The sequence below is a fragment of the Paenibacillus sp. FSL P4-0176 genome (assembly GCF_037975265.1).
Classification (GTDB): domain Bacteria; phylum Bacillota; class Bacilli; order Paenibacillales; family Paenibacillaceae; genus Paenibacillus; species Paenibacillus amylolyticus.
On record NZ_CP150242.1, the window covers coordinates 1,487,003 to 1,509,344 of the forward strand.

General features: G+C 45.8%; 19 protein-coding genes. 17 read left to right on the forward strand and 2 right to left on the reverse strand.

Annotated elements, in window-relative coordinates; all coding sequences use genetic code 11:
* Positions 1 to 223: 223 nt before the first annotated feature.
* Positions 224 to 1,438 (reverse strand): UDP-N-acetylglucosamine--LPS N-acetylglucosamine transferase, encoded by a 1,215-nt coding sequence (locus MKY95_RS06640; protein ID WP_036611351.1) that lies wholly within the window; start codon positions 1,436 to 1,438, stop codon positions 224 to 226.
* Between the two features lie 382 nt (positions 1,439 to 1,820).
* Here MKY95_RS06640 and MKY95_RS06645 point away from each other — a divergent pair, with 382 nt between their 5' ends.
* The 4 genes from MKY95_RS06645 (at position 1,821) to MKY95_RS06660 (ending at position 10,547) form a co-directional block, all read left to right on the forward strand.
* Entirely contained in the window at positions 1,821 to 2,402 is a 582-nt protein-coding gene (locus tag MKY95_RS06645) for a TetR/AcrR family transcriptional regulator (RefSeq protein ID WP_036611349.1), read from the forward strand.
* A gap of 206 nt (positions 2,403 to 2,608) precedes the next feature.
* The gene (locus tag MKY95_RS06650; protein ID WP_076319160.1) at positions 2,609 to 4,891 is read left to right on the forward strand and encodes a YhgE/Pip domain-containing protein; all 2,283 of its coding nucleotides are present in this window, start codon (positions 2,609 to 2,611) and stop codon (positions 4,889 to 4,891) included.
* Positions 4,892 to 5,562: 671 nt separating this feature from the next.
* Positions 5,563 to 10,161 (forward strand): glutamate synthase large subunit, encoded by a 4,599-nt coding sequence (gltB, locus tag MKY95_RS06655; protein ID WP_076319062.1) that lies wholly within the window; start codon positions 5,563 to 5,565, stop codon positions 10,159 to 10,161.
* Positions 10,162 to 10,391: 230 nt separating this feature from the next.
* Entirely contained in the window at positions 10,392 to 10,547 is a 156-nt protein-coding gene (locus MKY95_RS06660; protein ID WP_017690128.1) for a hypothetical protein, read from the forward strand.
* Between the two features lie 97 nt (positions 10,548 to 10,644).
* On the opposite strand, the gene MKY95_RS06665 is transcribed toward MKY95_RS06660, so the two are convergent.
* Positions 10,645 to 11,013 (reverse strand): helix-turn-helix transcriptional regulator, encoded by a 369-nt coding sequence (locus MKY95_RS06665; protein ID WP_036668894.1) that lies wholly within the window; start codon positions 11,011 to 11,013, stop codon positions 10,645 to 10,647.
* A 378-nt stretch (positions 11,014 to 11,391) separates the two neighbouring features.
* On the opposite strand from MKY95_RS06665, the gene MKY95_RS06670 reads away from it, so the two are divergent.
* The 13 genes from MKY95_RS06670 to MKY95_RS06730 all read left to right on the forward strand — a co-directional run bounded on the left by MKY95_RS06670 (position 11,392) and on the right by MKY95_RS06730 (position 22,338).
* Positions 11,392 to 11,796 (forward strand): hypothetical protein, encoded by a 405-nt coding sequence (locus MKY95_RS06670; protein WP_143781080.1) that lies wholly within the window; start codon positions 11,392 to 11,394, stop codon positions 11,794 to 11,796.
* Between the two features lie 155 nt (positions 11,797 to 11,951).
* Positions 11,952 to 12,710, forward strand: a complete 759-nt coding sequence (locus tag MKY95_RS06675; RefSeq protein ID WP_036611338.1) for a CpsB/CapC family capsule biosynthesis tyrosine phosphatase — start codon at positions 11,952 to 11,954, stop codon at positions 12,708 to 12,710.
* A gap of 32 nt (positions 12,711 to 12,742) precedes the next feature.
* Positions 12,743 to 13,498, forward strand: a complete 756-nt coding sequence (locus MKY95_RS06680) for a Wzz/FepE/Etk N-terminal domain-containing protein (protein ID WP_235193748.1) — start codon at positions 12,743 to 12,745, stop codon at positions 13,496 to 13,498.
* Entirely contained in the window at positions 13,479 to 14,156 is a 678-nt protein-coding gene (locus MKY95_RS06685; RefSeq protein ID WP_339197658.1) for a CpsD/CapB family tyrosine-protein kinase, read from the forward strand. The genes MKY95_RS06680 and MKY95_RS06685 overlap by 20 nt, the downstream gene beginning before the upstream one ends.
* Before the next feature lie 187 nt (positions 14,157 to 14,343).
* Positions 14,344 to 15,246: a UTP--glucose-1-phosphate uridylyltransferase GalU gene (gene galU, locus MKY95_RS06690; RefSeq protein WP_036611572.1), complete on the forward strand. Its 903-nt coding sequence runs from the start codon at positions 14,344 to 14,346 to the stop codon at positions 15,244 to 15,246.
* A gap of 35 nt (positions 15,247 to 15,281) precedes the next feature.
* Complete coding sequence (locus MKY95_RS06695; protein ID WP_243391516.1) at positions 15,282 to 15,941, forward strand: sugar transferase; 660 nt, start codon at positions 15,282 to 15,284, stop codon at positions 15,939 to 15,941.
* 34 nt (positions 15,942 to 15,975) lie between these two features.
* Positions 15,976 to 17,352, forward strand: coding sequence for an O-antigen ligase family protein (locus MKY95_RS06700; RefSeq protein ID WP_076319065.1), 1,377 nt, complete (start codon positions 15,976 to 15,978; stop codon positions 17,350 to 17,352).
* Positions 17,349 to 17,807 (forward strand): PssD/Cps14F family polysaccharide biosynthesis glycosyltransferase, encoded by a 459-nt coding sequence (gene pssD / locus MKY95_RS06705; RefSeq protein ID WP_036611329.1) that lies wholly within the window; start codon positions 17,349 to 17,351, stop codon positions 17,805 to 17,807. Before MKY95_RS06700 ends, pssD begins: the two co-directional genes overlap by 4 nt.
* Entirely contained in the window at positions 17,804 to 18,283 is a 480-nt protein-coding gene (pssE, locus tag MKY95_RS06710; RefSeq protein ID WP_036611327.1) for a PssE/Cps14G family polysaccharide biosynthesis glycosyltransferase, read from the forward strand. Before pssD ends, pssE begins: the two co-directional genes overlap by 4 nt.
* Before the next feature lie 38 nt (positions 18,284 to 18,321).
* Positions 18,322 to 19,389, forward strand: coding sequence for a glycosyltransferase family 4 protein (locus MKY95_RS06715; RefSeq protein WP_076319066.1), 1,068 nt, complete (start codon positions 18,322 to 18,324; stop codon positions 19,387 to 19,389).
* 21 nt (positions 19,390 to 19,410) lie between these two features.
* Positions 19,411 to 20,355 (forward strand): glycosyltransferase family 2 protein, encoded by a 945-nt coding sequence (locus MKY95_RS06720; protein ID WP_076319067.1) that lies wholly within the window; start codon positions 19,411 to 19,413, stop codon positions 20,353 to 20,355.
* A gap of 11 nt (positions 20,356 to 20,366) precedes the next feature.
* Positions 20,367 to 21,389, forward strand: coding sequence for a glycosyltransferase (locus tag MKY95_RS06725; protein ID WP_076209611.1), 1,023 nt, complete (start codon positions 20,367 to 20,369; stop codon positions 21,387 to 21,389).
* A gap of 43 nt (positions 21,390 to 21,432) precedes the next feature.
* On the forward strand, positions 21,433 to 22,338 hold the full coding sequence (locus MKY95_RS06730) for a glycosyltransferase (protein ID WP_256721310.1): 906 nt from the start codon (positions 21,433 to 21,435) through the stop codon (positions 22,336 to 22,338).
* Positions 22,339 to 22,342: the final 4 nt, after the last annotated feature.

Here is a 22,342-nt window from a genome sequence, read left to right on the forward strand (position 1 = left end):
ACGGCCCTTGAAAAAGCCTGAATCGTAGTTTTATTTCGTTATTTAAAAATATCGTTATACTCTAAATTACCCTTTTTTCTGCCAAATCATACGGTGGAATTAGTGAAAATAAAAGAAGGTTCCCTTCCAAAAATTCGGAAGGGAACCTTCTTTGTATATCGTGAGCAATTGTCTTGCCCCCAATAACACCTCGTGAGAGCTGTTCTATAGGTCCGTAGAGGCATCAGAATGGTATTCTGGTACCAGACAAGGACGTGGCAGTAATTCCGGCTGTGAAGCGCTCCAAGGAGGTTGTTGTGACTTCGGCTGTAGTCGGAAACAATAAGTCATGAACAGCTTGAGCACAGCACTTCGGATCATAGACCGAATGGTTACCTGAATGATGCGCTACGTTCAGCGGGCTTTCAGTTTGAGTAGATGCCTGCTCCACTAGTTGTCTGAAACGATTGGTGATCACGTCGGCAGAGTGAATGACCTGGCCGTATCCGGCTTGTACAAAGTATTCACAGTTCTCTTCCTCTTGACCTGCAATCGGAGGGATAAACAACATCGGTAGACCCTTGGCCAGCGCTTCAGTGCATGTCATGCCGCCTGGCTTCGTAATCAGCACATCGGATACATCCATCAGTTTACTTACTTCCCGTGTATATCCCAGAATACGAATATTCGGATGCTGGAAGCAAGGCATTTCCTTCATTTTTGCGATCATTTTTTCATTGCTTCCTAGACAGAAGACCAATTGAACACGATCTGCCCAAGACGTGAGAGCTTTCATATGATCCTCATCAAACGAAAGTCCCCATCCACCACCCATAAGTAGCGCTGTAGGCATGTTCTGAAGCCCCATCTCTTCCCGTAGCTTCACCTTATCTCCTGCTTCCCAGAAGTCTGGATGCACAGGGATTCCCGTGATCTGAATATGGGAGGGATCAACACCCCGGATCTCAAGCAATGCTTTGACCTGAGGGGTAGAGACCAGATATTTGTTCACTTCCGGATTAATCCATGTTCCGTGCACGTCATAATCCGTCACAACCGTATAGAGCGGGATATTCAGACCCTGGCGTTTAAGCCGGGAGATGACAGCATTCGGAAAAGGATGGGTACAGATCACCGCATCGGGTTTCAGTTGGGATACGACCTGTGCCGTCTGTGTATAGAAAATTCGGTGCAACGCCAGCTTGGTAAAACCATTTAATGATTTATTGTACTGTGTGCGGTACAACAGGCTGACCAGTTTGGGTTGAACCGATAGTGTCTTTCGATATGCAGAGAAAATTAGTGGAGCTACCGTTGGGTTCAAAAATTTGCCTAGTTCAATGACACGACTGTGAACATGTGGACTGACTTTTTTGATGCCATGTGCCAGCGCATGAGCGGCCTGAGTGTGACCGGTACCGAAACCTTCCGATAATAAGAGCACTCTTGGTTTTCGCATGAGTTCACCTTTATTCATAAGTTTTAATTCAAAATGAAGATATTCATTGTTTATTCTAGCTATGGAATGCGTTACTACATGAATATACATTGAAGCGCAAAATCATGTTTCTTCTATGAATATTTACACCATATATCTTACAATGAGACAACCTAAACTTCATTATATACACGTATTATCTGAGTCATCTTACACTATAGACGACGAAAGAAGGAGTTTCCACTGCATTTAGGTTAAAAAATATTAACACAATTTTTAAAATGTTAGGGTTGCAATCTGTTTTCGAAGGTGGTATTGTAGTTTTTGACCGAATGACTGAATTGTATTTTTGGTCATTTATGTAGAGCGATTGAACAATGAATGTGATTAAAGGAGGGATTAGATGGCTCCGATTGACAGGAGACAGCAGGTTATTCATGCAGCAGCCCAGTCGTTTGCCATGTTTGGATACAAAGCAACGACGATGGATCAGGTCGCCAAGATTGCGAACGTTGGCAAAGGAACGATCTATACGTTTTTCACCAATAAGGAACAATTGTTTGATCAGATCCTGGTAGAAGTGATTCAGGAAATGAAAAACATCGCACATCGTGAAGTACATCAGGAAAGTGCATTTTTCGATAATCTGTTTCGGGTACTGGATGCCTTGTTGGAGTTTCGTCGTGATCACGATCTGCTCGTTAAGTTATCTCAGGAGCTGAAGGACTTTGGAACGCTGCAGGCCAAGGAAGGTTTGGACAAGGTGGAGAAAGTAATCTCCGACTTTCTGGCTAAGGAGCTTGAGAAAGCAAAAGACAATGGAGAGATTCGAGATTGTGATCCGCAAGTCGTCGCATTTATGATGATTCGCCTGTATATTGCACTCACCTCAGACTGGAGCAAACAACATCAACCGCTGAGCAAAGAGGAAATCAAGACTTACTTTCGCCTTTTCTTAATGGAAGGAATTGCTGCTGTAACGTAATCCGAATTTAATCTACTATAATATAAGGATTTTCACGTGTATCAAGCAGGGAGGCTTGTCGGAAGACAGGTTGTTTTTTTGTCCTGAAGTGACCGTTTGAGGAAAGTGGTCACTTCGTGTTTCAGTATGTTTTCTGGAATGCGACATTGTATTTCATTATGGTTATTCCTGCTCATGGAGCAGAGAGATTAAGGGGAGAAAATGACATGAAATCTTTATCCGTGTTTTTCAAGGATGTGGGATCGGCCGTGAGAAACCCGAAGGTGTTGATCCCTGTTATCGCAATTATGTTTATACCGATCCTGTATAGTGGCATCTATCTGGCGGCCTATTGGGACCCGTATGGTCATGTGGATGAGATGCCGGTTGCCGTTGTTAATCTGGACAAAGGCGCTGAGTTGGAGGGCAAATCCCTCCATGTAGGTAGTGATCTGGTGGATGAGTTGAAGAAAAATGCCGATTTTAAATGGGATTTTGTCAGTGCCAGTCAAGCCAAAGAAGGCATGAATAATGACAAATATTATATGCAAATTACGATTCCGGAGAACTTCTCATCCCAAGCAACAACATTGCTCGATGACAAGCCGGAGCCGGCTGATCTGATCTATGAACCGAATGGCAATTATAGCTTTGTTGGTGCACAGATCGGTAAGACCGCTATTAAGGACCTGAAAGCAAAAGTCTCAGCCAAAGTAACGGAATCCTATGCAGAGACATTGCTCGACAAGTTCTCCGAAGTATCGGATGGCTTGGCTGAAGCAGGCGATGGGGCGGGTGAACTGAATACTGGCGCAGGCAAACTGGATGATGGTGCTGTTAAGCTCAAGGATAACCTGGCGAAGCTTGCATCCGGAACGCTTGAACTTCAGGAAGGACTTTCTCCATTAAGTGATGGTGTTAACGCGCTGCACACAGGGGCAACCAAACTTGAAAGTGGAACATCAAATCTTGTATCCGGTCTGCAACAGCTTCAGGCAGCTGCTTCGAGCCAGCTTCAGAGCGGAGCAGATCAGTTGAAGGATGGTAGCGCCAAGTTGGAAACTGGACTCCAGTCTTCACTGGATGGCACAAGTAAGTTGCAGGCTGGTCTGAAATCATCAGAACAGGGCAGTGCGAAGCTGTCGGATGGTCTGCAAAGTGCTGTTCAGGGCAGTGGCACTCTGGCAACAGGCCTGCAATCGGCTGTAGATGGCAGCTCCAAGGTTGCTGATGGTGCACAGGGTGTAGCCGCCGGATTGAAACAGCTTGCTGCATCGAACCCCGAACTGGCTGAAAATGCGGATGTACAGAAGCTGCTTGCAGCAAGTGAAGCTGTTGCTGATGGCAGTGCACAACTGCATGAGAGCGAGCAGAAGCTGGCACAAGGTGCAGATCAGCTGCATCAGGGCAACCAGCAACTGGCTGCGGGTGCAACCGAGCTTCATGGAGGTCAGGAGCAACTTCTTGCTGGTGCGAACCAGCTGGTGGATGGTCAGAAACAATTGCTGGCTGGTGCAGGGCAGCTTAGTCAAGGAGGAGCGAAACTCTCCGATGGTCTGAAGCAGTTCAGCGGCAAATTGGGTGATGCTGCAAGTGGCGGTACATTGCTTGCAGATGGTGCCAAGCAGCTGGGCTCAGGAACAACAGCTTTGCAAACGGGTGTAGGTAAACTCAGTGGTGGCGTTAGTTCACTAACCGATGGTTCCAAGCAATTGGGTGATGGCGCGGGCAAACTGGCTGACGGCCTTACTGAGCTAAAAGATGGCTCGAGTGAATTGGAAACCAAGCTGAATGATGCCGCACAGAAAACATCCGAAGTTAAGAAAACGGATGATGTAGTGAACATGTTCGCTGAACCGGTAAACTCCTCGGAGAATACAGCAGAGAACGTGAGTAATTATGGTACAGGATTGACACCGTTCTTCCTGTCGATCGGTCTGTTTGTGGGATCGTTGATTTCCACGATTGTATTGAAAATGCGGGAAACGTCCGTACCTGGTGCAACAGGCTGGAATCGTTTTGTCAGCCGGACACTGGTATTTGGGTCCGTGAGTATTTTCCAATCGGTTATCGTGGCAAGTTTCATGTTATATGGTCTTGGACTGGAGACGCACAGCGTAGGGCTGTTCTACCTGTTTACCATTATTACGGGGCTGACCTTCATGTTGATTGTTCAGGCACTTGTAACCTGGCTGGATCTGCCTGGACGTTATGTTGTCATTCTGCTTCTGGTCTTCCAGCTTGCGGCTAGTGCAGGGACCTTCCCTGTAGAACTGATTCCATCATGGCTTCAGGCATTTAGCCCTTGGTTGCCAATGACACACAGCATTATGGGCTTCAAAGCCGTGGTATCGAGTGGTAATCTGGATGTGATGTGGCATCAGGCAGGTATTCTTAGCATCTATGCAGGTGTATCCATTCTGCTGACGCTTGCTTACTTCCTCTGGAATGGCAGACGTCCGAAAAAAGAAGTCGAACAGGCTGATTCTGGTCAAGTTGTGACGGCATAAGTCGAACCTGATCTTCAGCAGGGTCATATTTTTGAAAAAAACTTTATTTTCTTGTAGTGAAATTATGCAATATAGTAGTCAAATAGTGCAAATAGCCTGTGACCCCAAAAAGGGGTTGCAGGCTATTTTGTATACAAATGCATAGAGAAGTAAAGTTTCGCTGGCTTAAGCAGTGAAAATTTGGTGGAATTATGGATAAACCTAGGCTGCACATGGAACGATTTTCTTCTGTCAGCAATTTAATTCAGTTGTACTCTGGCTTAAAAAGTGTATAATTATTCGAAAAAGAGATGAATTTAAACGTCACTACTGTAATGCTGTACTGCAAAACATTTCTTATCAGAGGTATTAAAAAGTTTAAATTGCGCTGATGTTAGGTCGGTGTTAAAATAATAGAACTATATCAAAAAAACGTCGCTCCATTTCAGTAGCCGTGCCAGCGGCTGCGTGTTGATTTATACAGGCTGTTTGCCGGATCGTCCGGATCAGCTCATCTCATTTAATGGCTTCTGCCCAATAGCAGGCATTATTTTTGACAGTCTCATGCTGTCACCTCTTCTATCTAGCAGGCTCTATCGCAAGCGAAAGGCCAGCTCCTCCCGTTTCATTGTTGCCTGTTGCCTATGTTCTTGATCTTTCCGAAATACTTCATTATAGAAAGGTTGCGTTCCATGAGACACATCGGATTACCTCCAAAACAGGGTCTGTATGACCCGCAGTTCGAAAAAGACGCATGCGGAATGGGTTTTGTTGCCAACATCAAAGGAGTACCTTCACACGATATCGTTAGTCAGGCACTGACCATGCTTAGTAACATGGAACACCGTGGAGGACAGGGAAGTGAGCCGAATTCCGGTGACGGAGCAGGTATCCTGATTCAGATTCCACATCGCTTTTTTGCAGAGGAAGCGAAACGCCTTGGTTTTGCATTGCCTGAACAGGGATTCTATGGCGTAGGGATGTTGTTCCTTTCCCAGGACCCTGCCATTCGCAGTGCGCATGAAGAGAGCCTTAAGAAGATTATTGAAGAAGAAGGTCAGACGTTCCTGGGTTTCCGGGATGTTCCTACTTTTGATGAAATGCTTGGCCGTTCTGCGCTTGCAGCAAAACCTTATGTACGTCAGGTGTTTATTGGAAGATCCGCAGATGTGAAGGATGAGCTTGGATTCGAGCGTAAGCTGTATGTTATTCGCAGACGCGCTGAGCTGGCTATTCGTTATTCGGCAGATGAAGCAGAAGGTGGTTCGTTCTACCTTCCGAGCATGTCTTGTCGCAAAATTGTATATAAAGGCATGCTGACAACTGAACAAGTTGGCGGGTTCTATCTGGATCTGCAGGAAGAACTCGTGGAATCGGCCATTGGACTTGTGCATTCCCGTTTCAGTACCAACACCTTCCCAAGCTGGGAACGTGCCCACCCGTATCGTTTCATGATCCACAACGGTGAGATCAATACGATGCGTGGTAACGTGAACTGGATGCATGCACGGCAATCCTTGTTCGAGAGCGAGTTGTTTGGTAACGACATCGCGAAAGTAAAACCGGTTATCAATCCGGACGGTTCGGATACAGCCATGTTTGATAACACGCTGGAGTTCCTGTATCTGAGTGGTCGTTCCCTGCCACACGTGGCCATGATGATGGTTCCTGAACCTTGGAGCACGGATGAGGGAATGGACCCTGCCAAAAAGGCATTTTATGAGTATCACAGTACGATGATGGAGCCTTGGGATGGACCAGCAGCAATGGCCTTTACAGATGGTTTGCAGATTGGTGCAACACTCGACCGTAATGGATTGCGTCCAGCTCGTTATTATGTAACCAAAGATGACCGTATTATCCTGTCCTCCGAAGTTGGAGTACTTGATATTGCGCCGGAAGAGATCCTGTACAAAGATCGTCTGCGTCCAGGTCGGATGTTGCTTGTGGATACACAAGAAGGCCGCATCATCGCGGATGAGGAAGTAAAAGCAATCATTGCAGCCGAGAATCCGTATCAGGATTGGCTTGATGAGCATTTGATGGATCTGAGCGAGTTGCCGGACGCACCGGAACTTCCTGATCCAAAACATGATAACGTGACCCAGCTTCAGCTCGCTTATGGTTATACATTTGAAGAACTACGTAAAATCCTGGAGCCGATGGCAACAACAGGTATGGAAGCTACGGGTTCGATGGGTTATGATGCACCGCTGGCTGTGCTGTCCGATCGTCCACAGCGTCTGTACAACTACTTTAAACAGATGTTCGCCCAGGTAACCAACCCGCCAATCGATGCAATCCGTGAAGAGATTGTAACGTCTACGGCAACAACCATTGGTCCTGAGCGCAACTTGCTGAACCCTGAACCGGAGAGTTGTCGCCAGATCCGTCTGGATACACCGGTATTGTCTAATGAAGACTTTGCGAAGATTCGCCATGTGCGTCGCCCAGGCTTCCGCTCCATGACGATTCCAATCTTCTTCACCGCTGCGGAAGGGGCAGAAGGACTTCGCAAAGCGATGGATTTGCTCTTCGAAGCTGCAGATCGTGTCATCGACAAAGGTCATAACATTCTGATCCTGTCTGACCGCGGTGTGGACGCAGAGAATGCTGCCATTCCTGCATTGCTTGCTGTAGCAGGTCTGCATCACCATCTGATTCGCCAGGGAACCAGAACCAAAGTCAGCATTATGCTTGAATCGGCAGAACCGCGTGATATTCACCACTACGCGTTGCTGCTGGGTTATGGTGTAAGTGCGGTGAACCCTTATCTGGCCTTTGAAACGCTGGATGACATGATTCAGCAAGGATTGCTGCGTGGTATCTCGCATGAGAAAGCAGTGAAAAACTACATTAAAGCAGCTACCAAAGGCGTTACTAAAGTGTTGTCCAAAATGGGGATTTCTACGATTCAATCGTATCGTGGAGCTCAAATCTTCGAAGCGGTAGGTCTGAAATCAGACTTCGTTGACCGTTACTTTACCTGGACACCTTCCCGTATCGGTGGAATTGGGTTGGAAGAAGTGGCAGCCGAAGCGTTGACACATCATAACCGTGCCTTTACGGAAAAAGACGGTAACGATAAAGTATTGGATTCTGGTGGGGATTATCAATGGCGTAACGACGGAGAAGAGCATCTGTTCAATCCGCAAACCATTCATACCCTGCAACACGCGGTACGCACTGGGGATTACAAGCTGTATAAAAAATATTCCAAACTTGTGCAAGGTGAGAATGATCAATTGTTGACCATTCGTTCCATGCTGAAGCTGAAACCGGTGGGAGCTTCCATTCCACTCGAAGAAGTTGAATCCGTAGAAGATATCATGCGTCGTTTCAAAACAGGTGCAATGTCCTTCGGTTCGATCAGTAAAGAAGCGCATGAAGATCTTGCCATCGCAATGAACCGTGTTGGAGGTAAATCCAATACCGGTGAAGGTGGAGAAGATCCGGCTCGCTTCATTAAAGATAGCAACGGGGATTCCCGTCGCAGTGCGATTAAACAGGTAGCATCCGGACGTTTTGGTGTTACATCCAACTATTTGGTTAATGCCGATGAGATTCAGATTAAAATGGCTCAGGGAGCTAAACCAGGTGAAGGCGGACAGCTGCCAGGACGTAAAGTGTATCCTTGGGTTGCTGAAGTCCGTGGTTCAACACCAGGTGTAGGTCTGATCTCGCCACCACCGCATCACGATATCTACTCGATCGAGGATCTGGCAGAGCTGATCTATGACTTGAAAAATGCCAATCCGCGTGCTGAGATTAACGTGAAGCTGGTATCGGAAGTGGGCGTGGGTACCATCGCAGCTGGTGTAGCCAAAGGCCGTGCTGATATTATCCTCGTCAGCGGTTATGACGGTGGTACAGGTGCATCACCGCAAGGTTCGATTCGCCACGCAGGTATGCCTTGGGAACTAGGTCTTGCAGAGACACATCAAACGTTGATGCTGAACAATCTGCGTGACCGTGTCGTCCTCGAAACAGACGGCAAAATGCTTAACGGCCGTGACCTAGCGATTGCAGCCTTGCTTGGAGCAGAAGAGTATGGTTTCTCTACAGCACCGCTCGTTGCACTTGGCTGTATCATGATGCGTGTCTGTCAGATGGATACCTGTCCGGTTGGTGTAGCGACACAGAATCCGGAATTGCGTAAAAATTATATGGGTGATCCAGCTCATGTGGTTAACTTCATGCGATTTGTTGCTGAAGATGTGCGTGAGATCATGGCTGATCTTGGTTTCCGTACTATTCAGGAGATGGTCGGGCGTACAGATTGCCTCGAAACGGTAGAAGCCGTAGATCACTGGAAGAAAAAAGGTGTGGATCTGTCTGTATTGTTGCACGTGCCTGAAATGCCGGAAGGCTCTGCACGTTACCGTACACAGCATCAGAATCACCAATTGGAAGAAACGCTGGATATGCAACAATTGTTGCCACTGGCACAGTCTGCTATTGAATCCGGTCAACCGGTTGAAGCGGTGCTTCCAATTACAAACGTTAACCGTGCAGTAGGTACCATTTTGGGTAGTGAGATCACACGCAAATATGGACTCGCAGGATTGCCTGAAGATACGGTTAAATTCAAATTTGTCGGCTCTGCCGGACAAAGCTTTGGGGCCTTTGTACCTAAAGGTATGACCTTGACCGTTGAAGGGGATTCCAATGACTACGTAGGTAAAGGACTGTCCGGAGGTAAACTGATCGTGATGCCTTCTCCGAAAGCAACGTTTGAGGCGGAAGATAACATCATTATCGGTAACACGGCTCTCTACGGAGCAACAAGCGGCGAAGCGTATATCCGTGGTATTGCGGGTGAGCGATTTGCTGTACGTAACTCGGGCGCCAAAGTAGTTGTTGAAGGTGTAGGCGACCATGGTTGTGAGTATATGACAGGTGGACGTGTCGTTGTACTGGGGGATACAGGTCGTAACTTTGCAGCAGGGATGTCCGGAGGTATTGCCTATGTGTATGATCCGGAAGGCACATTCCTGAAACGTTGTAATCTGGAAATGGTTCTTTTGGAGCGTATCGAAGATGTGGCCGAAGGTGCAGATCTGCGAGGCATGATTCAACGTCATGTTGCCAACACAGGAAGTGCTGTCGGTCAGCGCGTTCTGGATAACTGGCAAGATGCGCTGAATCAGTTCGTTCGGGTTATTCCGAAGGACTTCAAACGTATGACAGAACAGATCGAACGGATTCAGGCAACAGGTTTGACTGGAGAAGCAGCGCTGCTTGCAGCGTTTGAAGCGAATATGCGTGAACTTGCACGTGCTGGAGGTTAATAACTTCCTTGTTCCAAGGTGTAAGTGCATGAACAGGTTGTATTAAGAATAATAGGAGCAATATGGTTGCCATTCCGGCACCATATTGCTCCTATTTTGCTTTCGACAAAATTAGAACCCCATCAAAAAACGTTATCGCCATGAGACGACAACATCGAGGAACTTTCTCAAGTATAATAAGGCTAGTTTTGGAGGGCAGGGAAAGTATAAAGATAAGAGAGGTTAGCGGAATGAATATGAAGCATCCAAACAGGGACGATCGTAGGCCGACAGGTAAACAAGTCGAAGCAACCCAGATGGACATCATGAAGGTGTTACTGCAATGCGGAATCGACCCGGAGCGTTGGAACCATTTCGTATCCTCCGTCAACAACAAGCGTCCTTGACACAATAGACAAGCATGGAATGAAAAAGAATTAAGACACAAAAAAAGCCCAGAAGCCAGAGAGGTTATCTCTCGGGAACTGGGTCCTCTTTTCGGGTTTAGTCCATGCTGCGTTCCATTCGGACAAATGCAATAAAACGACGTGCCTCTTCTTCGGTTAAAGACTTCCCATCAATCATCAGATCGAAGCGTTCTAACACTTCTTTGTCCGATAACTCCAAGGTATCCACGAAATCACGTACGTCTTCATCCATCACGACATCACTTTGCTTTGTACGTCCTATAAGATAATCAATAGACACATCAAAGATGTCAGCAAGTCTCGTTAACACTTCGAAATCCGGTTTACGTCGATTCTTCTCGTAGTGGGAGAGAGCAGCTCTTGTAATATGAATGGAGCTCGCAAGTTCTTCTTGAGTAAGTCCCCGCTGTTCCCGTAATTCCGCAATGCGATTTCCGTAGCTCATAAGCTATTTCCCCCTGAACGACATCAAATATATATTGAAACAATCCTGAGCCAAGTGTTTGATCAGGGCAGCTTTCCTGCAAAAGAGTAACTCCTCATGTGTTTCCTTTAACCCATTTCCATTTGTAAATAGGTCTGTCTAAGGACATCTCAAATTGTCGTAAATCAAAAGAACCATGTCCAAATACCGCTTGACATGATACGTATTGTATCGTAAATTGGACGTATGGAGTTACAAAATGTATCATTTGGGATATTTTAAGTATCTCCTGGTTGCCTGGACCATATACCTGTGAGAAGGAAGTAGAGGCAGTCCATGTAGGCTAATCCATTCTAAAGGAATGAAACCATGTATTCAATAATTCAGGAATGGGCTGATATGAAATTAAATGTCCATATGTACATTCAGGAGTTTCACGGGAAAATGGTAGACCGCAAAAGACGCCCTGTTCTGTTACTTGGAATGGACACTCAAGCAATCACCTTCCTGAGCGACCTGAACTTGCCGGTATCATCAGAAATGATCATTGGTTTGGATGTTGAAGATCAACATGTATGTGTACGACTTCACGCAAGGTTGCAATGGAAACAGCCCTTCGGAGAGCTCACAATGTATCATTCAAACTTGCATATTCAGCACGAACAGAAACTATATATAACTGGACAGTTAAACACAATGCTTACTGAAGTTCAGTTTCCCGCGGTTTCCCGTTTTCAGTATGAAAAGGCAACAGAACAAAAGGCTCTGCAAGAACCCTATCATTACATTGATTTCACCATATAATTCCAAGTCGATTCTTAACATTTTCTGAACAAAACATGTACTTAACGCCATTTTACTATATTTCATAGCGTTATGCATTAGTTCTTTAACACCAAAAGCATTTGCGCAATGAATAAAGGGGCGAGGGGGCTCATACTATTTCAGGAAGTTTGGATATGGTTGAAATGCACTGCCACATATTATCCGGCCTAGATGATGGTCCTGTTCGAATGGAGCAGTCCGTTGCGATGGCTGAGAAGGCGGCAGCCTCAGGAATTACCTCCATTATTGCTACTCCGCATCACCTGAACGGGCAATACAACAATGAACCGATGGTGGTCAATCAGGCCGTGAACCTGCTCCATGCAGAACTTCGCAAACGTAACATTCGCCTGGAGATCCGTCCCGGACAGGAGATCAGGGTGCATGACAACCTGATTGGAGACTTATATGCAGGAAAGTGCTGCACACTCGCCGGAAGTCGTTACATGTTGCTGGAACTGCCCTTTGGTCATATTCCCTCACAGTTCCCCAGGATACTGCATGAATTACGAATAGCGGGAATTACCCCTATTATTGCTCATCCGGAACGTAATCGTGTCATTTTGAAGAAGCCAAAGTTGTTGGCTGATTACTTGAGTCAAGGCGGACTATGTCAGCTCACAGCTCAATCTTTCACTGGGCTTTTCGGACGGAAAGTTCGGCAGTGGTGTTTTCATTTTTGCAAAGAAAACGGGTTTCATTTCATTTCATCAGATGCACATGATACGTGCAAAAGGACATTTGCCATAAGTGAAGGAGAGCGGGCCATCGAGCGTCGATTTGGAGCTGAAGCCGTTAAGCGGCTGGCAGAGAATGCGTCGCACATTCTATCAAATTCGTGTCTGGTCACAGAACGCTGGAAACCTCGCAAATGGCTACTGTCCATCTGGTAGTTACATAGGATAGATCACAACGTATAGGAGGAATGAAAGTGGAACTGAAAGGATATTTTCGACTCTTACAAAAGAAACTGTGGTTGATTGTTGCAATTGCTTTGATAGCCGGTGTGGGTGCAGGGGTTAAAAGCATTTTCTTCACCCAGCCCATCTATGAGGCAAGTTCCAAACTGATCGTGAACCAGACCTCTAACGTTCAAGGCCAGGCGATGATGGACTTCAGCATGATTCAAACCAATATCAAACTCATTAACTCATACAGAGAAATTATTAAATCTTCCGCCATTATGGATAAAGTCGCTACCACGTATCCGGACCTAGGCTTAACCTCTGCTCAGCTCATGAATAGCACTTCCGTCTCTACAGCCAGCGAATCCCAAGTGATGAGCATAACTGTACAAGGGACTACCTACGAAAAAGCCGCAAAAACGGTCAATGCCATCTCCAACGTGTTCCAATCTCAAATCCCCCTAATCATGAAAATCGATAATGTGGCTATCCTCAGTGAAGCAAAAGTGGATAGTAACGCATCTCCAATCAATATGAAAACCACATTAAGCATCATTGTCAGTCTGTTCGCAGGTCTTGTGCTCGCCATTGCACTTGTATTCCTGATGGATTATCTGGATGACACATTCAAATCCGAAACTGAGCTTGAAAAAGAGCTGGGCCTACCTGTGCTTACAGTGATATCCAAAATGAAAAAAGACGATCTGAAAAATACGAAAAATTACGTATCTCAACAGAAAGTGGGGGATGGCAAATATGTCGCGGCTAACCAATGAAAATAACAGTCTGGTGACCTATTTTAACTCCAGATCTCAGATCTCGGAGGGATACCGTAAATTACGGACGAACATCCAGTTCTCCTCAATCGACAGTCATATCAAAAAAATCATGGTGGCTTCCGCTGAATCCGGCGAAGGCAAGACCACAACGATTAGCAACCTGGCGGTAACCTATGCCCAGGAAGGCAAAAAAGTTCTGCTGATCGATGCGGATCTGCGTAATCCTTCTTTGCACCAGGTGTTTTCTGTACCGAATCATATCGGTCTGAGTAGTGTGCTGTCTAATCAGTACAGTGTGGAAGACGTGCTTAGAGAGAGTTATATCGACAATCTCCAATTGTTCACTTCTGGCCCAATTCCGCCGAACCCTTCCGAGATGATCGGTTCCAACCGGATGAAAAGGCTGATTGAGAAGTTAGAGGATCATTATGATGTCATCATGTTTGATACACCGCCGGTGCTTGCAGTAACGGATGCACTCATTGTGAGTTCGCTGTGTGATGGTGTGCTGCTGGTCGTGAACTCGGGCAAGGTCAAGAAGGAACTGGTGAAGAAGACCAAGGCTGCTCTGGAGCATGTGAATGCACGAATCCTGGGCGCAATCCTGAACAATATCAAAAACGCTGCAGTTCCGGTGGGCTACGGAGAGAAGTAAACCTTCCATCCAATGCTCCCAAGTAAACAGGTAATGTCTACTGCACCTTTATCACTGTAGGCACTCGGTCATGCTGTGGGTTCAATGAACCTTAGACGTTAATCGTCGAAGGTATGACGTGAGGACGGGTTAGATGCCCTGGTTCAACTTTTATCAAACTAAAAAAAAAGAGGATAGGGTGGTATTTATGAAAAAAGTGAGAAAAGCAATCATTCCTGCAGCTGGACTAGGTACACGATTTTTGCCAGCCACAAAAGCGATGCCCAAAGAAATGCTCCCTATTGTGGACAAACCAACTATACAGTATATCGTTGAGGAAGCCATTGCCTCTGGAATCGAAGACATCATCATCGTAACGGGTAAAGGGAAGCGGGCAATTGAAGATCATTTCGACAACGCTTTTGAACTGGAGCACAACTTGCTGGAAAAAGGGAAACTGGGCTTGCTTGAAGAGGTCCGCAAATCCTCTAACGTGGATATCCACTACATAAGACAAAAAGAGGCCAAAGGACTTGGTCATGCTGTCTGGTGTGCACGTAACTTTATCGGTGACGAACCTTTTGCCGTGTTGCTCGGAGATGACATCGTCGTATCGGAAGTTCCGTGCACCAAACAATTGATCGATCAATATGATCAGGTTCAACATTCCATTGTTGGCGTACAAACCGTACTGGCTGAACAAACAGACAGATACGGCATTGTGGACCCGCTTCAATCGGATGGCCGTTTGACAGAGGTTCTCAGATTCGTAGAGAAACCTGCCCAAGGCACAGCGCCATCCAACCTGGCGATTATGGGGAGATACGTACTGAGTCCAGAGATTTTCGAACATCTGGAGCAACAAGAGATTGGTCAAGGGGGAGAGATTCAATTAACAGATGCGATTCAGCGCTTAAATGAGACACAAGGAGTGTATGCTTACGATTTCGAGGGAGTACGTTATGACGTGGGCGAGAAACTGGGATTCATTTTGACAACTATCGACTTCGCTCTGCAAAAACAGGAACTTAGAATTCCAATGCTGCAAGCTCTGCAACAGATTCTGGAAAAAGAGTCGGTAGAACATGTAGCCGGGGGGGAGTTTGAATGAGTCCATCTCCCCAAACGAAGGAAGCGGAGATTGTTATGGACCCAAGTCTGGGGTACAATGCATCAACGATGTCAGGACAAAATGCGGATAAAGTGTATCTATTTATGAAAAGAATGCTCGATTTGCTGGGTTCTTTCATAGGTTTGATCATTTTGTGCCCCTTGTTTGCGGTCATCGGATTACTGATCAAAATCGAGGCCCCGCAGGGGTCTGTTTTTTTTCGTCAGGTACGGGTCGGACAGAATGGAAAAGAGTTTCATATGTACAAATTCAGGTCGATGGTTGCGAATGCAGAAGATCTGCTGGAACAGCTGATTGATCAGAATGAAGTGAACGGGAATATGTTCAAAATGAAAAATGATCCCCGCATTACCCGGATTGGCAAGTTCATTCGGAAAACCAGTCTGGATGAGCTGCCACAGTTGTGGAACGTGTTCAGAGGAGAGATGAGTCTCGTTGGACCCAGACCGGCTCTGCCCAGAGAAGTGCAGAACTACACTTCCTATGACAGACAACGTCTTCAGATGATCCCGGGATGTACGGGATTATGGCAAGTCAGCGGTCGAAATAGTGTTGGTTTTGAGGAAATGGTGGAGCTGGATCTGACGTATGCCCGTGAGCGCAGCATGATGGTGGATATCAAAATTATCTTCAGAACGTTCAAGGTGCTGGTAGGTTCGAAGGATGCGTTTTGAAACACGATTCTGGCTTTGAGGTGGCATAGCAGATATGCAAAAGACCGGTATACTTGCTGCATTAAATATGAAGTCGTTTAATATCATTCTTTTTTCGCTGGTAATTGTCTTCGCAGCAATCTATCTTCCGCTAGTCTCGGTTGTTGCACTCATAGCTGTGATTCTGCTGGGCGTTTATATTAAACAGCCCAGCTGGATTTTTATGATTCTCATCGTAAGTTTTTCATTATCCATTGATAAAATATTTAGCATTCATCTGGCAGGACTGGATTCGCTGTCCTTCTACAAGCTGGCGATTCTGGGTTTTGTCGTCTCTCTTTTTCTACGCTTTGGTATTCGCAAAGAGTTGATATATCCTGCACTGGCGATTGGTTTTTTATTTGTGGAGAGTTATTTTCTATCTGATCTGCCCAGTAAGGTTAGTCCGCTCGATCCATTCAAGGCCTTTCTGGGAGTCATTGTTCCTTTTTTGTTGCTGATGCCCCATTTTTCAAGAGAGATCAGTCAACGAATTATACGTGTACTCGCATGGTTGCCGCTGTTCAGTCTTGCTGGTGGTTATATTCTGCAACTCGCCGGCATATTGTCCATTACTAACCTGGAGATGTCGGGAGTAACCCGGTTACAGGGTGCCAACATCGCCGCGCATCTGGCCATGCTGTGTTTTATCTCCATCTGCGTCTGTCTGATTCAGATCAAGCAAGGCCATCAGGTAGTTCTGTATTACATGCTTACCTTGACACATCTGGTCATTCTGGTCCAGACGGGAACAAGGGGGCCACTTATTGCGCTTATACCGATTATTCTGGTCTACCTCTTTGATCAACTAAAAGCCTTCATCAAAGGCAGAGTCAGTGCGATTATTCCTCTCATTCTGTTTGTTGTCGCTGTGGCCTATATGGTGATTGCACAGTGGGACAATTATGAGATGAGGTCAGAGAGCAAAGGCTTGTCGGGAAGGGATGTAGCCTGGAATTATTTTATTGGCAAAGCAAATGAGTATCCGATATTTGGACGTGGACTCGGCTCAACTCTCGTAGCGAATGATGGAAGTATTTTTTCTGGCTTCGTTGTTCCGCATAATGAATACATTCGTTTTTATTACGATGGCGGGTTAGTTGGAGCCATCCTGTTGTTTCTATCGCTGCTACTGGTGTTTCGGGCTGTTTACTTCCGATTGGGCGGCATGATCCGGTTGTATTTTGCCGGTATGATTATAGGTTTCCTGACCTATTCCTTTTTTGACAATACCCTGTCCACGGTTCATCTGATTGCTCCATTCTGTATCTTCCTGAACGCGTTATATGCTACGGGAAATGGAGTCCATTCCAAGTCAGGGGCTGAAGCAGAAGTGGATATACAGATACAGCGAGCCAAGGACGTATCCTTTTCAAAGGAGATTAGAACATGAAGGTCTGTTTGATCAGTTCTACAGGCGGCCATTTTGATGAATTAACAAAAATTATTCCTGCGGTTGAAGAACATGATTATTTCCTGATTACCGAGAAGAACAAAAGCAGAAAAGTCGATTCGGCACAGGGCAAAGTATACTTCTTAATGCAGCAAGAGCGTAAAAATGCGATGTTCTTGCTAATCTTTGTGGCTAATATTATCAAATCGTTCTTTCTATATCTGCGTGAGCGTCCAAAGGTGATCATTACAACAGGGGCGGGAGCCACATACCCTTTTTGCCTCATCGGTAAAATCTTTGGTGCCAAGCTGATTTATATCGAAAGTTATGCCAAAATCTATTCCTCCAGCGCAACCGGTAGATTGATGTACAAAATCTCGGATGAGTTCTTCATTCAATGGGAAACGTTGCAGGATAGCTATCCCAATGCGAAGTACAGGGGGGCTTTATTTTGATATTTGCTATCGTTGGAACCCAGCGTTTTCCCTTCAATCGGATGTTTGAGCTTATTGATGAGGCGATTGAGGCAGGAATTATTGAAGAAGAGGTTGTTGCCCAATCCGGATATACCGAGTATCAGCCGCGGAATTTCACTGTGATTCCTTTCCTCACGCAGGAAGAGATGAATGAATATGTGGAGCGCAGCAGATGCATTATTTCTCATGCGGGTGTTGGCTCCATTACAAATTGTCTTGAACGCGGCAAGCCGGTTATTGTCATTCCACGCCGGAAAGAATGGGGCGAACATGTGGATGACCATCAGCTTGAAATCTCCAAGGTTTTTCAGGATAACGGCTATGTGGCCGTCGCGGAGAGTCAGGCTGAATTACAAAAACTGGTTCCTTGCATAGAAGAGCTGACGTTCCAGCCTTATGTGAGAAAACAGTCTGATCTGATTTCATCCATCAAAAATTACGTGAATAGTCTGTAAGAGGTATGAAGATTAACCATGAAAAAAAGGAGTCTATCATGAAACCAAAAGTATTGGTTGTTGGATCATCCTTGAAGGATATGGGCGGAATTGTGAGTGTCATCAAAAACATTGAGGATTCCTCCATCTCGGAAATGTATGCCATGCAGCGGGTCGAAACGTATATCACGGGCAGCGTGTTCTCACGGCTGCTTATTTTTATACGGGGATTCATGCAATTCTGGATGAAACTGTACACGTTCAAGCCGGATATCGTTCATATTCATATGGCAAACAACGGGAGCTTTTATCGGAAGTCTCTATTTCTGCTATCCGCACGAAAGTTGTTTCGAAAGTCAGTTATTCTGCATATTCATGCGGCCAGCTTTGATGATTTCTACAATCATTTTGCTCTGCAGCGCAAGTATTGTCACTACATTCTGAATCAGGCAGACAAGTTGATTGTCTTGTCCCAGACGTGGAAAGAATACTTTGCTACGATTGTGCCGGAGACAGCGATTGAGGTTCTTTATAACGGGGTCTTTGTCAAAGAACCGTTTGTAAGAGAACAACAAACAGCCGTTAATGCTCTCTTCATGGGCAGACTCGGTGAGCGTAAAGGAGTCTACGATCTGCTTCAGTCCATTCAGCAATTGAAGGCGCTAGGCGTTACAGCTACCTTTAATCTGGCAGGGGATGGTGAAGTCGAAGAAGTCAAAGCAATCGTGCAGCAGTATGGAATAGAGGATCGTGTCAATGTACTCGGCTGGATTAACGGAGAGCAAAAGGAAAAACTGATGCGGGAAGCGGATCTACTGGTCCTGCCTTCTTATCATGAGGGATTACCTATGGCCATACTTGAAGCAATGAATTGTGGCTTGCCCATTATATCGACCACCGTCGGAGGCATCCCCGAAGTGATTACATCCGGTCATAATGGGCTGTTAATCGAGCCGGGAGATGTGCACGGGCTGACATCAGCGCTGGAATATCTCATCACGGATGAAGAGGTTAGAGCAAGAATGGGTTCACATAACAGAGAGATTATATCGGATAAGTTCGATATGAATCTTCTCGTGGGCAGATTATCAGGAATATATGATGCACTTCAAGTGAAGGTATCCTAGTGAACAGGAAAAGGTGATGAAATGAACCCCTTGGTATCTTGCATCATTACGACCCATAACCGGGCCGAGTTATTGAAAAATGCGTTGAGAAGTGTACGGGAGCAAACACATCCGTATCTGGAGATTTTCATTGTGGATGATGGCTCAGAAGATCAGACGCCAGAGATCTGTCAGGCTTGGACCCGGGAAGATTCACGGATTCGGTACATCCGAGTTCCATATCCCAAAGGAGCCAACCATGCACGGAATGTAGGGATATCCCAAGCCAATGGCAAGTACATTGCCTTCCTGGATGATGATGATGAATGGATGCCTGACAAAATAAAAACCCAGGCGGAAGTGCTGGAGCGTACACAGGAATCATTCACCTTTTGCAGCAAGTATCTCGCATACACGAATGAGCAGCATCAGGTGGTCAAACGGAAATTGTCGGTGGAACCTCGCGATGTTATTCGGTATGAGGATCTGCTTACATTCAACTGGATTGGGGAAACGTCCAAAATCATGGTACTTACCTCACTGGCTCGTGAAGTTCGATTTGATGAAAATCTGACATCCGCTCAGGATTATGATTTTTATCTGCGTATATTGAAACGAGGCTACATCGCCGTGAATGTGAAAGAACCGCTGGTGGATATCAACATCCACAGTGGTCCACGAATTTCAACCTCTACAACGGCCAAGTACAAGGGCCAACGCAAGATTATTTTGAAATACTACAATGACATGTCCAAGGAACAGAAGCGCCGTCAGTTACACCATTATCGAATGCTCGAATGGTCGAGAAATACAGTTCGCAATAACGTTTATTTGAAAAAAGCACTGTCGCTCTACCCTTGGTGGAAAGATTGGGTGCTGCTCAAGCGTAATACCAAAATTATGATGCAAGGATTTCTAATGAGATTTCATGCAAGGCGCGCAGTTGGAACGTATACAGAGGAACCTGTGCGAATGAAACTAAAGTAAGAGGTGCCTGGATGGAAAATCCGACGGTGTATATGCTGCCCAAGATGATTGAGAACAATAAATTCAATGAGCTGTTATCCGATTCCATTGAGAACAAGGGATGGGAAGTGAAACAGTTTACCAAAAGAGATCTAATCAAACTGAAAAAAAATGATGTGTTGCATTTTCATTGGCCCAGCTTCTATTACAGAGGTTCATCCGTGCTGACAACAGTGATCAAGTCCATTCTGTATGTATTGATGATTTGTTTTGCACGCTTGCGCGGGGCCAAATTGTTCTGGACGGTGCATAACATCTGGCCTCACAACAGCGGCAAGACGCGGTTTGATTATTGGATGAGAAAAATACTGGTCCAAAATTGCTCCAAGCTGATTGTCATGGGCAAACCCTTGATCTCGGAGATCTGTTCGACGTTTGGGATTGATTCCAGCCGGATCGAGGTTATTCCGCATGGACATTACAAGGGAGTGTATCAGGGTAAAGGCGTGAATATCCGCTCCCGGTTTGGCATCCCGGAGGATAGTTATGTGTATGCGTTCTTCGGTCAGGTGTCGCCGTACAAGGGCGTGGATGATTTGCTGGAGGCATTCAAGGATCTGGATTCCGAACAAGCCCATCTGTTGATTGCCGGCAAAAAGGTAAAGGATTATGACCTTGGAGATGAATTTCTCAAGAGTGGACATATTCATACTCATTTTCATTTCATCGAAGATGATGAATATTCGGATTATTTTGATGCAGTTGATTCGATCATTCTTCCATACAAGCAAATTGCAACTTCAGGCAGTGCGATTCTGGCATTGACCTTCTGTAAACCTGTGGTGGCACCACGGATTGGCTTGTTGGAGGAATATCTGCCCGAAGATTGTGCGGTACTCTACGAACCTTCGGATCCGGATGGATTGCTCAAGGCAATGAATATGATCCGGTTAAAACAATCGGAGTTTCAGGAAGGCAGTGGTTTTGTCAAAGCGTTGGAGCGGCTGGATTGGCCAGTGATTGCCCAAAGGACACTTACTCTGTACTCCAGTTAGTGCAGATGAACGGGTGGACCTAATTGAAAAATATGGGGATGAAATGATGAAAGTAACCGTCGCGATCTGTACGTATAACCGTGCACAGGATGCGGTAGAGGCCATACGAAGTGCAATACAACAGAATTACGCAAGCAGCGACTATGAGATCATACTCATTGATAACAATTCAAAAGACAACACACGGGAAGTCGTGCTTCAAACCATCTTGCAGCATGAGAACCATTCGATCCGTTATGTGTTGGAAGAAAAGCAAGGCTTGTCTGTCGCCCGTAACCGGGCCATTCACGAGGCACGTGGCGAGTATATCCTGTTCCTTGACGATGATGCCTTTGCTTGCAGGGACTGGATTCGCCAGATCGTTAGTGTGTTTGAGATGAATGAAAATATCGGCTGTGTCGGTGGCAAGATTGATCCGATCTGGGAAGTGCCTGAGCCAATGTGGATTCCACCGGAGAACAGGTCGCTGTTCACCATTCTGGATTTTGCAGATGAAGTCACTGAAATGAAAAGTCCCTATATTCCATTTGGTGCCAATGTGGCTTTTCGTTTATCTGTCTTTGATCAACTGGCTCCCTTCCGTGAAGATCTTGGAAGAGTGGGTAACAATCTCCTCTCCAGTGAAGAGAGTGAGTTGATTGCAAGAATACGGACAAAGTTCAAGGTATATTACACGCCGTATGGCGCGGTACAACATAAAGTAGCCAAAGAGCGAACGACAAAGAACTGGTTTCTGCGCCGAATCTATTGGCAAGGTGTGAGTGATGCCATTCGGGATCAGGATCGTGGTGTTGTGCGTACGGCCAAACATGGCATCAAGCTTGCACAGGGGATCACAACCTCACTGATCTACATTTATAATGCAGATCGGTTCACACGTCAGCTTGCCAAAGTATGTTACCGAAACGGCATGATTGTTGGGTCGCTTCGTCAAAACAGTAAGGGATGAGGAT

What these genes read in the sequence shown, in the direction of transcription:
- MKY95_RS06640 (WP_036611351.1), bottom strand. Translation starts at nt 1,438, where the DNA reads ATGCGAAAACCAAGAGTGCTCTTATTATCGGAAGGTTTCGGTACCGGT.
- MKY95_RS06645 (WP_036611349.1), top strand. Translation starts at nt 1,821, where the DNA reads ATGGCTCCGATTGACAGGAGACAGCAGGTTATTCATGCAGCAGCCCAG.
- MKY95_RS06650 (WP_076319160.1), top strand. Translation starts at nt 2,609, where the DNA reads ATGAAATCTTTATCCGTGTTTTTCAAGGATGTGGGATCGGCCGTGAGA.
- gltB (WP_076319062.1), top strand. Translation starts at nt 5,563, where the DNA reads ATGAGACACATCGGATTACCTCCAAAACAGGGTCTGTATGACCCGCAG.
- MKY95_RS06660 (WP_017690128.1), top strand. Translation starts at nt 10,392, where the DNA reads ATGAATATGAAGCATCCAAACAGGGACGATCGTAGGCCGACAGGTAAA.
- MKY95_RS06665 (WP_036668894.1), bottom strand. Translation starts at nt 11,013, where the DNA reads ATGAGCTACGGAAATCGCATTGCGGAATTACGGGAACAGCGGGGACTT.
- MKY95_RS06670 (WP_143781080.1), top strand. Translation starts at nt 11,392, where the DNA reads ATGAAATTAAATGTCCATATGTACATTCAGGAGTTTCACGGGAAAATG.
- MKY95_RS06675 (WP_036611338.1), top strand. Translation starts at nt 11,952, where the DNA reads ATGGTTGAAATGCACTGCCACATATTATCCGGCCTAGATGATGGTCCT.
- MKY95_RS06680 (WP_235193748.1), top strand. Translation starts at nt 12,743, where the DNA reads ATGAAAGTGGAACTGAAAGGATATTTTCGACTCTTACAAAAGAAACTG.
- MKY95_RS06685 (WP_339197658.1), top strand. Translation starts at nt 13,479, where the DNA reads ATGTCGCGGCTAACCAATGAAAATAACAGTCTGGTGACCTATTTTAAC.
- galU (WP_036611572.1), top strand. Translation starts at nt 14,344, where the DNA reads ATGAAAAAAGTGAGAAAAGCAATCATTCCTGCAGCTGGACTAGGTACA.
- MKY95_RS06695 (WP_243391516.1), top strand. Translation starts at nt 15,282, where the DNA reads ATGGACCCAAGTCTGGGGTACAATGCATCAACGATGTCAGGACAAAAT.
- MKY95_RS06700 (WP_076319065.1), top strand. Translation starts at nt 15,976, where the DNA reads ATGCAAAAGACCGGTATACTTGCTGCATTAAATATGAAGTCGTTTAAT.
- pssD (WP_036611329.1), top strand. Translation starts at nt 17,349, where the DNA reads ATGAAGGTCTGTTTGATCAGTTCTACAGGCGGCCATTTTGATGAATTA.
- MKY95_RS06715 (WP_076319066.1), top strand. Translation starts at nt 18,322, where the DNA reads ATGAAACCAAAAGTATTGGTTGTTGGATCATCCTTGAAGGATATGGGC.
- MKY95_RS06720 (WP_076319067.1), top strand. Translation starts at nt 19,411, where the DNA reads ATGAACCCCTTGGTATCTTGCATCATTACGACCCATAACCGGGCCGAG.
- MKY95_RS06725 (WP_076209611.1), top strand. Translation starts at nt 20,367, where the DNA reads ATGGAAAATCCGACGGTGTATATGCTGCCCAAGATGATTGAGAACAAT.
- MKY95_RS06730 (WP_256721310.1), top strand. Translation starts at nt 21,433, where the DNA reads ATGATGAAAGTAACCGTCGCGATCTGTACGTATAACCGTGCACAGGAT.